This window comes from Polyangiaceae bacterium, from assembly GCA_020633205.1.
In the GTDB taxonomy this organism is placed as follows: Bacteria; Myxococcota_A; Polyangia; order Polyangiales; family Polyangiaceae; genus JAHBVY01.
The window spans coordinates 418,783-433,792 of record JACKEB010000010.1; the positions used below are offsets into that span (position 1 = coordinate 418,783).

The 15,010-nt window shown below is 65.3% G+C and carries 11 protein-coding genes and 1 pseudogene; 3 read left to right on the forward strand and 9 right to left on the reverse strand.

The window, feature by feature from the left end; translation table 11 throughout:
- On the reverse strand, nucleotides 1-1,218 hold the full coding sequence (gene pgsB, locus H6718_01765) for a poly-gamma-glutamate synthase PgsB (GenBank protein ID MCB9584091.1): 1,218 nt from the start codon (nucleotides 1,216-1,218) through the stop codon (nucleotides 1-3).
- Nucleotides 1,219-1,522: 304 nt separating this feature from the next.
- Here pgsB and H6718_01770 point away from each other — a divergent pair, with 304 nt between their 5' ends.
- The gene (locus tag H6718_01770) at nucleotides 1,523-2,650 is read left to right on the forward strand and encodes an agmatine deiminase family protein (GenBank protein MCB9584092.1); all 1,128 of its coding nucleotides are present in this window, start codon (nucleotides 1,523-1,525) and stop codon (nucleotides 2,648-2,650) included.
- A 21-nt stretch (nucleotides 2,651-2,671) separates the two neighbouring features.
- Here the strand turns inward: H6718_01770 and H6718_01775 are convergent, their stop codons facing one another.
- The 6 genes and pseudogenes from H6718_01775 to H6718_01800 form a co-directional block, all read right to left on the reverse strand.
- Nucleotides 2,672-4,924, reverse strand: a complete 2,253-nt coding sequence (locus H6718_01775; protein MCB9584093.1) for a sulfatase-like hydrolase/transferase — start codon at nucleotides 4,922-4,924, stop codon at nucleotides 2,672-2,674.
- Between the two features lie 266 nt (nucleotides 4,925-5,190).
- Nucleotides 5,191-5,721 carry an OmpA family protein gene (locus H6718_01780; GenBank protein MCB9584094.1) on the reverse strand — a complete coding sequence of 177 codons (531 nt, stop codon included), beginning with the start codon at nucleotides 5,719-5,721 and terminating at the stop codon, nucleotides 5,191-5,193.
- 284 nt (nucleotides 5,722-6,005) lie between these two features.
- Nucleotides 6,006-6,671: an N-formylglutamate amidohydrolase gene (locus tag H6718_01785; GenBank protein ID MCB9584095.1), complete on the reverse strand. Its 666-nt coding sequence runs from the start codon at nucleotides 6,669-6,671 to the stop codon at nucleotides 6,006-6,008.
- A gap of 44 nt (nucleotides 6,672-6,715) precedes the next feature.
- Complete coding sequence (locus H6718_01790; GenBank protein ID MCB9584096.1) at nucleotides 6,716-7,954, reverse strand: glutamate--cysteine ligase; 1,239 nt, start codon at nucleotides 7,952-7,954, stop codon at nucleotides 6,716-6,718.
- Complete coding sequence (locus H6718_01795; protein MCB9584097.1) at nucleotides 7,951-9,438, reverse strand: RimK family protein; 1,488 nt, start codon at nucleotides 9,436-9,438, stop codon at nucleotides 7,951-7,953. Before H6718_01795 ends, H6718_01790 begins: the two co-directional genes overlap by 4 nt.
- Before the next feature lie 74 nt (nucleotides 9,439-9,512).
- Nucleotides 9,513-10,202, reverse strand: a pseudogene (locus H6718_01800) (hypothetical protein).
- Nucleotides 10,203-10,649: 447 nt separating this feature from the next.
- Here H6718_01800 and H6718_01805 point away from each other — a divergent pair.
- Nucleotides 10,650-11,591: a succinylglutamate desuccinylase/aspartoacylase family protein gene (locus H6718_01805; GenBank protein ID MCB9584098.1), complete on the forward strand. Its 942-nt coding sequence runs from the start codon at nucleotides 10,650-10,652 to the stop codon at nucleotides 11,589-11,591.
- Nucleotides 11,592-11,602: 11 nt separating this feature from the next.
- Here the strand turns inward: H6718_01805 and H6718_01810 are convergent, their stop codons facing one another.
- Complete coding sequence (locus H6718_01810) at nucleotides 11,603-13,198, reverse strand: protein kinase (GenBank protein MCB9584099.1); 1,596 nt, start codon at nucleotides 13,196-13,198, stop codon at nucleotides 11,603-11,605.
- Nucleotides 13,199-13,284: 86 nt separating this feature from the next.
- The gene (locus tag H6718_01815) at nucleotides 13,285-14,199 is read right to left on the reverse strand and encodes a hypothetical protein (GenBank protein ID MCB9584100.1); all 915 of its coding nucleotides are present in this window, start codon (nucleotides 14,197-14,199) and stop codon (nucleotides 13,285-13,287) included.
- A gap of 143 nt (nucleotides 14,200-14,342) precedes the next feature.
- On the opposite strand from H6718_01815, the gene H6718_01820 reads away from it, so the two are divergent.
- The gene (locus H6718_01820; GenBank protein ID MCB9584101.1) at nucleotides 14,343-15,008 is read left to right on the forward strand and encodes a hypothetical protein; all 666 of its coding nucleotides are present in this window, start codon (nucleotides 14,343-14,345) and stop codon (nucleotides 15,006-15,008) included.
- The last annotated feature ends 2 nt before the right edge of the window (nucleotides 15,009-15,010 follow it).

A 15,010-nucleotide genomic window follows, 5' to 3' on the forward strand; every position in this document is an offset into this window, starting at 1 on the left:
CTAGCTTCCATTGACCGCATCCGACGGCGGCGCGCGATTGGCAAAGAAGGAGACGAGCGGCAGCCCCTGACCGCCGATGTTGCCCATGCCCACGATCAGGGCGGAGCGACCGGAAAGGCCGATCACTCGCTCGAAGATCTCTTCCGTACGGTACCCCTCGACGAACACGACCTTGGCCGCGTCGCCGTGACGCTCAAATGAGCGAGCGAACGCATAGGTTCCGCTACCCATCAGCACCAGGTGATTCGGGGCGGTCCAGTCTCGGAGCGCCTCAGCGAGTTGCAGCGAGCGATCGGCGCGATCCGAACGACAGTTGAAGATGGCGACCCGGGTGTCCACATCAGGGAAGCGCTGCACCATGAGGTGCCAGAGCTGCCCGGTGCTGACAGGGTCGTTGGCGGCGAACGCGTTGACGAACACGATGCGCCGTCCGAAGAAGTCCAGCTCGTGCACCGTGAGCGCGCCCGGATCGGGTTGCGTCTTCGTCATGCCCCGCAGCGCAACTTCCCGACTGACCCCCACCGACTGAGCGACGCTGAGCGCCAGCGCAACGTTCTCGCGGTGCTCCGTGTAGCTGAACTGCGCGAGTGTCTCGTCGGGGATCTGCTCGACGGTGCTGTCATCGACGGCGATCAGCTCCGTCTGGCGGTCCTTTGCCGCCCGTTCGAGAACATCGAGGTTCTGCTGCTCGCGCGTAAATAGCTTGCCGCGCACTGGTGTCATCCCGGCGAGTGCTAGCGCGACGTCTCGCGGGCCTGGACCCATCACGTCCAGATGGTCCGGCCGTGCGTTGGTGATCACGCCGTGGGTCGCACGCACCAATCCCCGTTCGCTCAACACCTGGAGCTCGGGCTGCAACGCCATGCACTCGATGACCAGCGCATCCGCGCGGTAAGCAAGCGCAGTGGCAACGATGCGCTTCTGCTCCATGATGTTCGCCCCCGCCGGTCGGAATACAGGGAGCTCACTGCCGTCCGGCAGGATCACCCGGGCGAGCGTACCCGTCGTCTTGGCGAAGGTACGGAGACCGCCCTCGCGCAGCGCCGCGGCGATCAGCCGGGTCACGCTGGACTTGCCGCGAGTGCCATTCACGTGGATGCGGATCGGGATGCGCGCGAGGTTCCTGCGGTGGAGCAGGACCTCGACCACCCCAAGCCCGAACAGGACGCTGCTGGCTCCGCCAATGACGGTGGGCAGGCTCAAGGCCCAAGTGGACATACGTATCGGCTTTCCAGACTCCAACCCAGCTCCGGCCCGAGCGGCGGGTCGGAGGCGTGGCGTCGGCTGCTGAGCAGAGAGCGTGCCAGGCCGCAGTCGCCTCGCCCCGCAACGCAGAAAGGCGTTGCCAAAAGGGCTGCTTGGTTCCGTCCGGTGCCAAGCTGACGCTGCTCACGCCCGCCGGTTGACTAGGTCGAGCGCAGACCCTGCGCGGGGCCTCGGGCAAATGGTGCACGAGGCCTCCGCGAGGCCCGCGGCGAACGCCTCTAGCGCGTGGCACGGAAACTGCTCTACTACGCGCATCGTGCAGAAGAGCCTGTGCTGGTTCGTGGTCCTGAGTGGGTGCGCTTGCGCGCCCACGGTGCGCTCGACTCCTGTGTCCGAGCCCGACACCCCGGCCGTTTCGCAGCCGAGCTACGTCAAGCGCTCAGCGAGCCGTGACCCCGCGTTGCTGCGGGGCGACTGGGAGGCGCCGAGCACGCTGCTCATCGGCTGGGACTCCGATTGGTCGGAAGCCGTCGAGACCATCGTCGCCGCGGGGTCGAAGGAAGTTCAGGTGGACGTGCTGTTCGGCGAGGACCCGCCGGACGACGGCTATGAAAAGGAGCTTTCTGCGCTCGGAGCGAATGTGATCCACCTCGACCTGGACACGCCCTGGGTGCGCGACTATGGGCCACTTCAAATCCATACGGCAACGGGGGAAAGCCGCTGGCTCGACGCGCACTACTCGTTCGAGCGCGCTCGGGACGACCAGGTACCCCAGCTACTCGCACCTGGTTTTTCCGCCATTGTCGAGAGCATGCCCCTGGAGGTCGATGGCGGAGCGGTGATTGGCAGTGGAGACGGACTCTGCGCGATCACGGATCGCAGCCTGGCAGACGCCGGCCTGAGCGCGGACGACCCGGACATGGACGCGCTGCTGCACACCATGGGCTGTGACACGTTGGCTGTGCTTCCGAACCTCGCGGACGAAACCACGGGCCATGCGGACGTCATGGCGCAGTTCACCGCACCGGACCGCGTGATGGTGAGCGAGGTCGACGCCCAGCGCTACCCCACCGATGCGGCGGTGCTGGACGAGGCGGTGCGCGTGCTCCAAGAGGCCGCCGCGAGTCGCGCCAAGCCCTTGGCCGTCGTGCGCGTGCCCATGCACATCAACGGCAAGCGCTACTATTCCTACGTGAACGGCACGCCGCTCAAGGGCCACTACCTCGCACCGAGCTTTAGAACGCTCTCGTTGGACTTCGAGGCGAAGGCGCTAGCGGCGCTCGGTAGGGCGGTTTCCCCACGCAAGCTCGTCACCGTGCCTGCGGACGCCATGGTGCATCGCGGAGGGGTCATCCACTGCATCACCCTGGGTCTCAAGGAAGCGAACGCCGTGCGGGAACTGGACGTTTCCCCAGGGGACGTCGAAGAGCAGCAACCGCTCTAGCGTCGAGTCGTCGCCCAGCGATCAGCGTGTGGCGACCGTCGGCTTCGGCGTTGGAGCGGGCCGGGGAAACAGCGGACTACCCACCAAGTGGTCCAACATGCCGAGCAGCGCTGCGCTCTCCTGCTGGGACACATCCGTTGCCTCAGGGTCCGCGTCGTCCAGGCGATGCACCTCGGGGACGCCGCTCTCTAGAGGTACAACCAGCTTGAGGCGTCGGTCCGGGTCGATCACCCCGATGCGCAGGCGATCGGTCTTGTACCAAGCCTCCATCAGGATCGGCAGCCGACGCGCAGGCGGCTGCGGAAGGGCGTGTACCAGCAGATCTTCACCGTGATAGCCGGCGAGAGAGCGCGTCGGCTCGAGCGATCGCACGAGCGTGGGCGCCAAGTCGGCGAGGGAGATGGGCTGCGCGACCCTCTTGGGCGTTACCCCGGGGATACGAACTGCCAGCGGGACGTGGACCAGGCCCTCCCACAGAAACGTTGAGTGCACCCAGAACCCGTGGCGGCCAAGCGCCTCACCGTGGTCGGCCATGATGACCACCAGGGTGTTGTCCTTGAGCCCGCGCTTGTCGAGCTCCCGCATCAATCGCCCGAACTCTTCGTCAACGGCGCGCGCCACCACGCGGTAGCGCCAGATTGGGTCTTCCTTGTCGCCAACACCAAGCGTGGTTGCGCGCTCATTGACGTAGGCCTCATCGAGCTCACGCCAGTTGTGGACGTCGAAGTTGAAGATCCAGCCAAAGAACGGCTGCTCGGCGCGATCCAGGGCCTCGCGGCCCAAGCCCTCACGCCCCAGCCCAGGGGGGTTCGTCGCGCCAGGGCGTTTGAGTTCTTGTGTGGGCGCGGTCAAAGCGCGGTCCGCTGAGGGCAGTGGGGACTTCCCTTCCCCGTCGAGTAGCGTCGCGACAGCGCGATCAACGAGCTTGCCTGCCGTCGGCTGGGTCGCGCCGTAACCCCAGACCTGTTCACCGGGGTTGTAATCCGCGACGGTCTCCATGCGGTTGAACTTGAACGATGGCAGCTCGCGACCGAGGAACTCCCCCGCGCTCCGCGGGATGATCAACGTGGTCTCCCGCCCCGTGTTTTCGGCTTGTCCCAGCACCGTCGGCGCGTGCTTGTTGGGCCCGTCGAAACGCCCGCCCAGAACCACCGGGAGCGTGCTCACCGTGTCGCTGGCGGGGCTATAGGCGCGCTCAAAGCACAGAGATTCCTCACAGAAATGCACGAAGTTCGGCATGACCTTGGGATCGCTGGCGATATCTGCGCGCAACGTGTCCACGTAGTAGACGAGGACGTTCAACTTCTCTGAGTCGGGGCGCAGCTCGGCCAGCGCCGCCTCCGTCTCCTTCGGCAGCGCTGGCGGCGTGGACCACTCGGGCTTCTCGGCGGTGACGGTCAAGTCGTAGGTCCGCTTGAGACGCTTGACCCCAGGTGCGTCCGCCGACTCTTCACCAAGCAGGTCCTCCTCGACGGTCTGTACCCGCGCCATCAAACGGCCGACGTAGACGGGTTCGCGCCAGGCAGGACGCAGCTCATCGAAGAGGCGCGTGCGCCAGAACGGAAACGCCAGCAAGCTCACGGCAGCCACGCCCGCGATTACGTTCAGTGCCTGGCCCACCCGCCGGGCATCGCGCTCGAGCGCGGTGAGCAGGCACCACGCGGCGCCAATCAGCGCGAGCAGCGCGGTGGCTTCGAAGAGCGCATGCAGGGACGCGTAGAGGGAGATCAGGACCGTCAGGTCGAGGCCCATCGCAAGCACCGCGATCGCGAACAGCAGTCCGGCGAAGACCAGAGGGGTGCGGGGGCTGGCGCTGCGAGTCACCCGGAGGATGAGCCAGCGCGCGAGCACCACGGAGGAACCAAGCAGGAGCCCGACCGGCCATGCAAAGCGCGCGAGTCGCGCGGCTTTGCCATGACTCACGAGGGGCATGATCAGCGAGTGGGCGCCCCAGGCAGCGAGCAAGACCAGCAGCACGACTGGGAGCCAGCGCCCCAACCGGAGCGCGTTCCCTGCGCGGGTCTTGCGCAGCCCCTTCGCCACTTGCGACGAAACCAACTCGAGCAACAACAGGCCGACGCCAACGCCTACGCCCCAGGCTACGTACAGCGCAGTCGATGCACCCAGATGCCAACCCAGGTTGACTTGCTGCCAATCGTGGCGCGCCCAGACGTCGGCCAGCACGAAACACAGCCCGGCAAGCGCGCTCGCCGCCACCAAACGGCGGGCGCTACGGAACCAGCTGGGCCAAGAACGAGACTGATCGACGGACATGAGTGAGGGGCGGTGAAGCACCGCGTATGCCAAACGTTCCGGAACTGTAACAGAGGAGACTGGACTTTTTGGAGCGAGTCGTGCGTGGCACCTCAACCCGCCGCCAGCGGATTTGGGGGTGAGGTCCCCCGCTCAGAAACGCGAAACGCCGCGAACCTCGAAAGGCTGCGCGGCGTTGCGGAAACACCTCACTTGAGTGGGCGAATCACCCCAATTGTCCATGAGCCGCGGCGGATCTGCCCCAGCCCGTAACAAAGGAGGCTCTCTCAGTCGGCGAGGCGGACGTCGACGCGGCGGTCCGCCGCGTAGCTCGATTCGTCGCTGCCCGTGGCATCGAGCTCCCCGCGAGACGAGGTGGTCACCTGCTTCCCGCTGAGCTTACGCGCCACGAGCACGCTCTTGACGCCACCTGCACGGCGTCCGCCGAGCGTCATGTTGTACTCCTCATCGCCTCGCGAGTCCGCGTGTCCGACGAGCAACATCTGCTTGCCTTTCAACGGACCGGTGGAGAAGCAGTTCGCGAGCTTCGTCAGCACCGGGTAGTCACCCTGCTTCACGTTGGCCGAGTTGAAGTCGAAGTGGGCCTCCGAAGACGCGATCCCACACGCCTTGAGGATCTTGTCGTCGATGGCCAGCTGGGTGGGCGCGCTCTCGTCGTCGCCTGAGGCCTTGGGGCCCGCAACGCTCGACTGGGCGTCGCCTTGGGTCGCACCGCTCGGGGCGACGGCAGGATGAGGATCGGAGCCGCACGCCATCGCGAACAGCCCTAGGGTGGTGGCAAGGAGTAGATGCTTCATATCGTTGAGTTCTGGCTGAAAAACGGGGACTCTTGATTCCCCGCGGCATCGACCGAGGTCGCTGCACTGATGTCGGGAGTGAGCGTCGAGGCTCGAACGCTCCTTAAGCACTTCGCGTGCCGACCGTAAGGCTTGGCCGAGAGCCGGGAAATCCCTCGAAACCTCGGAGCTCACCGAAGACAGCGCGCAAAACCGTCGCCGCGCTCGCCAGCCGCCGCGCACCGGGTGCACCGGGGGGCTGCTGGGCCGACGCTCTCTTTCGCAGAGGCCCAGCGGTATTCAAACTAGGAGAGCGCGTCAGCCAACGCGTGCTCCAGCGCAGTGCTCAGCCTGGGCACTCCACGCTCGCCAACGAAGGCTTGATTCAGTTCGAGTTCGAGGCCGGCGTAGGCGGCTCCAACACGTTTACGCAATGCGGTCGGCAGCCCGTCCGCGACACCGCGATACGGATAGTTCAGGCGTACTCGGCAGCCAGCGCCCGACAGGTCAGTCTTGAGGCGCGCGGCAAGCTCCCGCTCGAGCTGGCGGCTCGGGTCGTAGAGCAGTCCGATGTCAGCATTGCGTCGCTCTCCGTCTAGCTCGGGAGTGAACGAGTGCACGGCGACGTGGAACACGCGAGGGCCCCAAGCCAGCACTCCCTCGAGGTGGTGCACCACTTGCGCCCAGTGGGCGGCGTGGAGAGCTAAGAGTCGCTGTCGCTGAGCCGCATGAAGCGGCTTGCTCCAGGGGGAAAACAAGCGTGGGTGGTGGGCGCTGCGATTCAGATCGATCACCAAGCGGGAGAAGCGACCCGCGACCAGCGGCACCTCGAAGACGCGACTCAAGTGGCGCGCGACCTGGAGCGCTCCCGGATCCCAGCCGCGGTGACTGCGGAGCACTGCCTCAGCTCCGCGAAACGCTACCTCAAGCGACTTTGGAACAGCATGGCTCGCATGCTCGCAGCTCAGCACGAGCGGGAGCCCTCGTGTTCGAATCGAAGAAAGGCGCGTCCCACTCAAGAAAAGGCGCGTCCCTCGCGCAGGCACTCGCAGAGCTGGCGATACACCTCACCCAACGCGGCCCGGGTGACACCGCCTTGCAAACGCGCAACGATGCGCTCTGCAAGGCTCCCCTGGCTGACCAGGAGCTCCACACCCGAGGCGACTTCTGCTGGGAGCGGGAGCGCTTCGGCGAGCCTCCCCCAAACCCGACGCGCGGTCATCGCCGGGCTCTGCAAGCCGAACAGTTCGAGGTACTCCGCGTGATCGAGGTACGCCTCCGATCCGCGCTCCGCGCAGGCGAGGAAGATCTCCTCCAGGGCGGGCGCTTCCCAGGCCCTTTGTTCCGCGTAGCTGGACCAACGCTCCTCCACCATGCCCCGCACGAGCTCGGTAACCAAGCTGGCGACGGCCAGGTCTTGCGCGGGGCACTCCTGAAGATCGAGCACGCGGATCTCGATACTGTCGCGCACGAAGCGCGCAATCGCGCCGCGAGCATTCACCCACTCCGGCTCGAGAACTTCATCAGCCTTCTGCTGAGCGAGATCTCTCGCGATGACCCCGAGGATGCGCTCGCGATACGCGGCCTCGTCGAAGACAGGCTCCGGGATCACGCGCCCAGTAACCGAGCGGATACTGCTGGCGTTCCGACGATAGAACTCGAGGCGGTTGTCCGCGAAGCCCGTGAGCTTGGCCTCAACGACCGGCGACGATGCGGCCAGTGCAGGCAGCAGTGGCAGCACCACGCGGATCGCTGCGTGCAAGCGACCGAACTCATCGTCCCCCTGAAAGGGCAGGTTGATGTGCATGCTCTGCAAATTCGACCAGCCGTGCCCTTTGCAGCCGAACAGGCGATCGAAAGCACGATAGATGTCGTTCTGTTCATGAGGCCAGAGCTTGGTCTCCTTCAGCGGATCCATCCAAGGATGCATCGCAGTGGGCATCAATCTGGCGCCGAGCGGAGCCAAGAAGCCCTGCATCGCATCAATTTCCTTCTGGAATTGATCCGCGAGTCCGACCAGGCTCGCTACCGGACGGGACGTCTTGAGTTCCACGACGTGCAAGGCCAGCTCGTTCGACCAGCTGATTTCGCCGCGCTCGACCTCGACCTCAGCACGGCCCGTGGCTGCCTCGAAGAGCCGATCGCAAATCGGCCGCACGGCGAGGTTCGCTCGGTCGACAATCATGTACTCGAGTTCGATGCCAAAGCCCTCGAAGAGGTGGAGCCCCGGTGAGCGATCCGAAAACTCGGTCATGAGTTGTCCTCGATTCCGCTCGGTACTCCGCGCTGTCGCGCCTCGAGGCGCTTCAGGAATACACCCATGATGCGGTCGTAGAGCTCATCGCCGAGCAGTTTGTCCTCGTAGGGCGACTCGATGGACGGATTGTCATTGACCTCCATCACGACCACGCGGCGTCCGAGCTGCTTCAAATCGACGCCGTAGAGGCCGTCGCCGATCGCACGCGCCGCCTTGAGCGCAGTCTTCACCACGCCGGGGGGAGCCTCGTCGACGGGCACTGAGACCACGCGACCCGAGCGTCGGCGACCGCTCTTCAGCGTCGCGGTGACCTGCCAGTGTTTCGGGGCCATGAAGTACTTGCAAACGTACAGCGGCTGACCGTCGAAGATCCCGACTCGCCAGTCGTACTCGGTTGGCGTGTATTCCTGTGCGACGATCAGCTCCGACTTCTCGAGCAGGCGGGCCGCCATCTCACGAAACTCCGCCTCGGTTTCAGCCTTCATTACCCCCTGACAGAACGCGCTGTCAGGCTGCTTCAGGATGCACGGCAGGCCGAGCTGAGGGATCACGTCGTTGATGTTCTGTTTGTGCACAACCAGGGTGCGCGGTGTGCCGACGCCGACCCGGTCCATCAGTTCCGCGAGGTACACTTTATTGGTGCAACGCAAGATCGACTCTGGATCGTCGACGACCACCAGCCCCTCCGCCTGAGCGCGCAGCGCGAAGCGGAAGGTGTGGTGGTGGACGTTGGTGGTCTCCCGGATGAACAGCGCGTCGAACTCGCCGAGCCGGGCGTATTCGTCGCGGTGCACGATCCACGGGGTGATGTCGTGGCGCCGCGCAGCCCGCATGAACTTCTCGATGGCGCGGGGATTGGACGGAGGCTCTGCTTCGTCTGGATTGACCAAGATCGCGAGATCGAAGCGCCCCGGCTTACGGCTCCGGTGTCGCTTCGGGGAACCGAAGTACTCCTTCGCTGCTTGCTCCACGAATTGCTTGTGGCCCTCAGGGATCTCCGCCGCCGCGATGGTGGAGAGCCGCACCAAGCGCCACTCTCCTTCCTCCGTGCGTTCGAAGCGCGCCCGCATCAGCGGCGTGTGGAACACTCGAAACAAGTGCGCTGCCAGGCGATCATAGCGCTTAGCGAGGTTCTTGCCGAAGTAGATGGAGAGCACGAACTCCGTCGCTCGGATGGGCTTCAGCGCCTGCTGGATCAGGTCCTCGAGCTCGTCGGAGCGGATACGCACGACCTCGTTGCTCTTGAGGTCCTGGATGGTCGCCATGCTGGGCACCGGCTTGTGTCCGCGAGCCGCCGCGAGCAGCGAGACGTAGTAGCCGGCGCTCTGGTAGCGGTAGGAACGACACAGATTGAAGACTCGCAGTCCCCGCTGCGCAAATCGATCCGCCCGCGTGATGTATTCACGCGCGGAAACGACATCAACTGATGGGATATCAAAGGACCAGTTGTCACTACGGTCCACTACGACCAACGATTTCACTTGGGATCCTCTCGTTTGACGGATACCGGTAACTTTCGCTCGCTCTCCCGCACCTTCTTGGTCGCGTGAGGCGGCGGCTCCAGGATCAACAGATTGGCGTCGTAGGTGACGATGCCAAGCAAGATCGAGTTGAGCACACGCCCAATGTCGACCCAGTAGTTCGGATCTGGCGAGACGGGATTCGGGTGCCACGGATCGGCCACGTGCACCTCGCGTTGGTCCGCGTGATAGCCGTGAAGCACCACGAAGTGCCCCACCGGGCCGCCAGCAACGTCGTCCACCCCGCCAGCGTCCAGCTCCCGCGCGCAGCGGTAAAGATAGGTCGAGCTGAGCCCCGTAAGTACGGGGATTTCCCGCTTGAGGTAGCGTCGCAAGAGCGCCCCCGTCAGCTCCTCGAAGCGCACCTCCCCCCCAAGCTCGAGGAACTCGAGGTAGTGATCCGTCGCCCCGCGGAGCTTTGCGTTGCGCTTCGCGCTGCGCTGCGCTCGGAGCTTCGCAGCCAGATCAACCTCAGGTGCAAACCAGGTTGGGTCGAAGACCTGCAGGTTGTACGTGAAAAGCTTGGCCTTGTAGCCGCGACGGAGCGCATGCAGCGCCAGAGTGACGGCGAGTGTGCCGCCCAAGGGTAGCTCGGGGACTTCGTCTACGACCTGACGCAGCGGCAGCGGATCACCGAAGTAGTCGTACACAGCGTGAAGACAGGTTGCGCCACAGGATGAGTCGCTTGGTTGTCGCCGGATCCCAACGGGGAGTCGAATGTGCACAGCTAGCCTCGATCGCCTTCGGAGAGAATCGCACTGGCGCCTAGCATCCGACGTGCCGAACCGACGTCCAGCGCAGTCGCTGCTAGTTGGCTCCGAGAATACTAGAGCTCGAGTTGCGGATCTCGGCGACCCGTTCAGCGAGTGGCGATCGCCTGTTGCGCAGGGCCATCGCGCCACGCGAGGGACGCCGCGCAGGACTTGCACACCCCTGTGGGCTGGACTTGGCCGCGTGGATGGTGTCAGTGTGGTCAATCAAGCGTGGGAAGTTCGAAGTCCACATCTGTCAAATCGTCCCCTGAGGCGAGCCCTCGGCCGAGCACGAGACCGCGACGCTCATCGCCCAACGCCAGTATCCCGCCGGGAAAGGCATCCGGCCGAGGCACCAAATCGGCGAGCACGCCGCCGCCACGAGCGGAGCGCCCCCCATTCGAGCTCGGGGATCACGCGATCGCCGCCGGGACGCTCGAGCACCTGGAGCTGCCGGTCGCGCGGCTACCCACGGGCACCCAGCTCTCACTCCCAGTAGCCGTGGCCCACGGCATCGAGCCAGGTCCCGTAGTGTGGGTGAGTTCTGCTATCCACGGCGACGAGCTCAACGGGCTCGCTGTCATCCGCAGCATCTTGCGGCAGCTGAATCCACGCGCTCTGCGGGGCACGCTGATCGCGGTGAGCGTGGTGAACGTGTTCGGCATCATCAACGCTTCCCGCTACCTCCCGGATCGGCGTGATCTGAACCGCAGCTTCCCGGGCTCCCCGCGGGGACCGTTGGCTGGCCAGCTCGCGCACTTGTTCATCGAACAGGTGGCGCGGCGCTCCAACGTCGGCATCGATTTGCACACTGGGTCCGACGGCCGCACGAACCTGCCGCAGATCCGCTGTGACCTGGAGGATCCGGAGACGCGTCGCTTGGCGCGAGCCTTCGGCGCGCCGGTGATCCTCCACGCATCGCTACGAGACGGTTCGCTCCGCGCCGCGGGGCGCGAGCTCGGCGTCCCGGTGTTGCTGTACGAAGGCGGCGAAGCGCATCGTTTCGATCGCGCGGCGATCGAGGTCGGAGCGCGCGGCGTGCTCAGGGTATTCGCCAGCCTGGGCATGCTTGAAGAAGCCTTGCCGGATCTGCGGCTCCAACCTGTAGAGGCGCACAAGAGCAGCTGGATCCGCGCCCGTCAGGCTGGCTTCTGCGAGCTCCAGGTCGAGCTCGGTCAACGCATTGCCCGCGACCAAGCTGTCGCGACCATTTTCGATGCCTCGGGGAAACGCGAGCATCGCGTCAAGAGCAAGCTGGAGGGGATCGTGATCGGGCGCTTGCAACAGGCGCTGGTTCACCGTGGCGACGCGTTGCTCAACGTCGCTCAGATCGATGGTGCGGAGTTACCGCGCACATTCTAGTGAGGAGAATCTCACGGACGCCGGTATGGGTTCTGCTTGTTGATCCCCGGTTCGCCGGTGCCAGCGGGTGCCCCGGTCTTGGCCGGGACTGACGTCGTCGGCGGCGCTGCAGTCTCGACCGGCGCGGCGGTCTCAGTCGGTGCGGCCGCTTCTACCGGAGCGGCAGTCTTTGGCGGAGCAGTGGTCCGGGGCGGCGCCGCTTTCCCTCGGGGGTTCTGAGATTCAGTTTCCGAGTTGGTGGCCGAAGCCGCTGGAGGCAGAGATCCTCCACCGCCAGCATCCGCATTTTCGTCAACGGCGCTGGACGGCGGCCGAGGAGCGTCCCCTAGCGCAGCTGAGTTTGCGGTCGGCTCTGGGGCGGCACTCACTCCTCCGCGAAGCCAGAGCAAGGCCACCAGGCCAAGCGCGGAGACACTGACAAGCAGCGCGGCGATCCACCACCGACCGCCGTTCAGTGGCAAAAGAGGAGGTGCCTCATCCCGCGCGAAGCGGCGCTCCTGGACCAGCGGCACCGGCGCCGTGAGCTCTCGCGTCACTGCTTCCCCAGGGATCTGCCCCTCGATGTCACTGTTGGTGGCCGCAGCGACGCTTCCGCTCGCCACAAGCGAACCACTGGGCTCGGGAAGGCTCTCCGGCGTTTCATCCGCCGGGTCGCGCAGGCGATTCTCAGCTGAGATGCGCCCCCGGCGACGCTCGAGGTCGACACCGCAGTGCGCCTCGACCAGCGCTGCGACGTCTCGATGGGTGGCCAACCAGCCGGTAGCTCGATCGAGAGCTTCGATCGCTTCGATCATTTGCAGCGCGTCGACGAAGCGGTCTTCCTGCTTGATCGCCGTGGCTCGCGCAATCAAGTCATCGATCGCCGCGGGGACCTGCCGCTTCGTGGAGACTCGGGGCACCCCCTTCAGCGTGATCTCCGTAACCAGCTGGCCTTCCGTTGCGCCGGGCCAGGGAGACTCGCCAGTGAGCGCAACCCACAAGCTGATCCCCAACGCATACACATCTAGCGCCGCGCTGGTCGGAGCTCGCGCCAGATACTCCGGCGCCATGAACATCAACTTCCCCACCAAGTAGTTCTGATCCGTCGTGACGCTGGCGATGGCGCTCTTTGCGATGCCGAAGTCGAGCACACGGGTGACGCCGTCCCGGCCCACGAGCAGGTTCTCTGGGGAGATGTCCCGATGCAGGATCCCGAGCGAGTTCCCAGCGTGGTCTCGCGCGGTGTGCGCGGCGTGGAGCCCGTTCAGCGCGTCTAACCCGATCCTCAACATCACCGGGATCGGCATTTGAGTCATGCGCAGCTCGACACGGTCGACGAGCTCATCGAGCGCCGCGCCTTCGACGTAGTCGTAGACGATGTAGTAACCCTGCTCATCGCGCCCGGAGTGTTGAACCCCGACGATGTTCGAGTGGTGCAGGACCGCGGCGACCTTTGCTTCCCCGAGGAACCTCTTGATCGCGTCTGGATGCTCCATCAGGTGGGGCAAGAGGCGCTTGATCACCACCAAGCGCTCGAAGCCTTCCGCCCCAAGCGCACGCGCGAGATGCGCGGAGCCCATCCCGCCCCGCCCCAGCTCGAACAGGTGCTGGTAGCCCGCGCCCGTCATATCACTTCGATCCTCGGCACTGACTGCGCAGCATAGCCCAGAGAGCAGCAGCGCTCGAACCCGCGCAGGCCAAGGCGACGAGCCTGCTAAAAACGCCCTCGCAGCTGCACCCACCCGAGACTGGCGCTCACCTCAGCGTCGCCCCAGTCGACCGCAAACAACCCGAGATAGAGCGTCGCGGCCACGCTCACCGCGGTGGCGCCTACGAGGATATCCGTGCGGTGGATCTTGTCCAGTGCGGCGTCTCGATCCTCTTCTCGTGGTGCGCGCCCAAGGTCGTTCTTGGCGGCGAGCGCATCCAGACCGCTCCAGGTGGTGACCCCTAGCAACACCACGCTTAGAGCCGCACCCGTATAGAAGGTCCACGGCGGCAGCCCCCCGCCCACGGAGTCAGGTTGGCGATCGAAGCGATTCTTGCGATCGAGCGAGCCTGCCTCCACTGGCTTCACCGCCGCTCCCTGTTGCTGACTGCTGAGCTCGAGCAGCTGCTCCCCTGCCTTGGCATCGGTTGTGCGAATCAGCACGCGGTACCTCGTGCCTGCAACCAGATCGAGTTGCTTTTGATTGCGTTGACCGTCACCCGCGATCGCAACCAGCTCGTGATTCCCCGGCAACACGTAGCGGGCACCAGCGGTTACGACTTCACCATCTAGCGCGATTCCACAGGGCAATGGCTCACAGCTAAGGTCGAGCTGCGCAAGCTTACTGCCCGCAAAAGCCAACGCCCGGCGCGCACGCGTGACGAGCTTGGGGTCCGTACCCTGGCGCGCAATCGCCCGCTGCGCGGCCTGGGTCACCATCAAGTGCTCCCCGCCGCGTACCCCAGCGGTGATCGCATTCGACAGGGCCTCGTCACTCGGAATGAGCGAGTCCGCGCGCAGAAACGCGACCACTGCGCGCTTGTACTCGGCGCGGTCGAACGCCTCGACACCCTCGTCGTAAGCGGCCGCCGCAGCATCCAACGCCTGTTCGTTCGCAGGTTTGGCCTGTGCGTGCGCCACCGAGGGAGCGCCACCAGATGCCACTGCGAAAGCGCTCACTAGGACGATAGAGGAGAATGCGTGGCGAGAATGCATGTGGAGAGGCAGTGACACGAAGGAGAGCGCCAGCTTTCCAGCGAGGAGGGGCTATATTCGCAGCTACCATGCCTCGCGTCCGCTTGCTTGTGTTGTTGGTCTCGTTGGTGGCACTGCCGAGCGCCTGTTCTTTAGTGGTGGGCGACATCCCCGAGGCGAGGAAGTCAGACGCGGGTGCGAGTGGCGGCTCCGCCGGGTCCGCATCGACAGGCGGGATTGGGGGTGAGGGCGCGACGGGTGGTGCCGGGAGCGACGCAGGCGCGGCGGCGGGCGCTGGCGGCGCAAGCGGCAGCAGTGCAGGGACTGGTGGCAGTGCTGCAAGCGGAGGCAGTGCTGCAAGCGGAGGCAGTGCGGGAAGTGGCGGCAGCGCTGGCGCTGGGTGCGTGCAGGAATGCGACTGCGATGACGACGGGCAGCAGTCGACCAAGTGTGGTGGGGACGATTGCGACGACAACGACAAGCGCGTGTTCAAGGGACAGACGGAGTACTTCACCGAAGCCTCCAGCAACGCCGCAGTGCTCTTCGACTTCAACTGCAGTGGCCAGATTGAGCGCAAGCCCGACTTGGATCACGAGGTGAGCTGCGGACTCTTGAGCTTGACGGGCTGCTCGGGCCAGGGCTTCTCAGTCAACGCGCCAACCTGTGGCAACGAAGCGGACTGGGGCGAGTGCCGCTCGAACGGCCTCGCGTGTAAGCACGTCCCGCTGAGCAAGCGCGTGATGGCGTGCCACTAGCG

Excerpts from the sequence above, each read along its gene's own strand:
- pgsB (MCB9584091.1), bottom strand. The coding sequence starts at position 1,218 with ATGTCCACTTGGGCCTTGAGCCTGCCCACCGTCATTGGCGGAGCCAGC.
- H6718_01775 (MCB9584093.1), bottom strand. The coding sequence starts at position 4,924 with ATGTCCGTCGATCAGTCTCGTTCTTGGCCCAGCTGGTTCCGTAGCGCC.
- H6718_01780 (MCB9584094.1), bottom strand. The coding sequence starts at position 5,721 with ATGAAGCATCTACTCCTTGCCACCACCCTAGGGCTGTTCGCGATGGCG.
- H6718_01790 (MCB9584096.1), bottom strand. The coding sequence starts at position 7,954 with ATGACCGAGTTTTCGGATCGCTCACCGGGGCTCCACCTCTTCGAGGGC.
- H6718_01810 (MCB9584099.1), bottom strand. The coding sequence starts at position 13,198 with ATGACGGGCGCGGGCTACCAGCACCTGTTCGAGCTGGGGCGGGGCGGG.
- H6718_01820 (MCB9584101.1), top strand. The coding sequence starts at position 14,343 with ATGCCTCGCGTCCGCTTGCTTGTGTTGTTGGTCTCGTTGGTGGCACTG.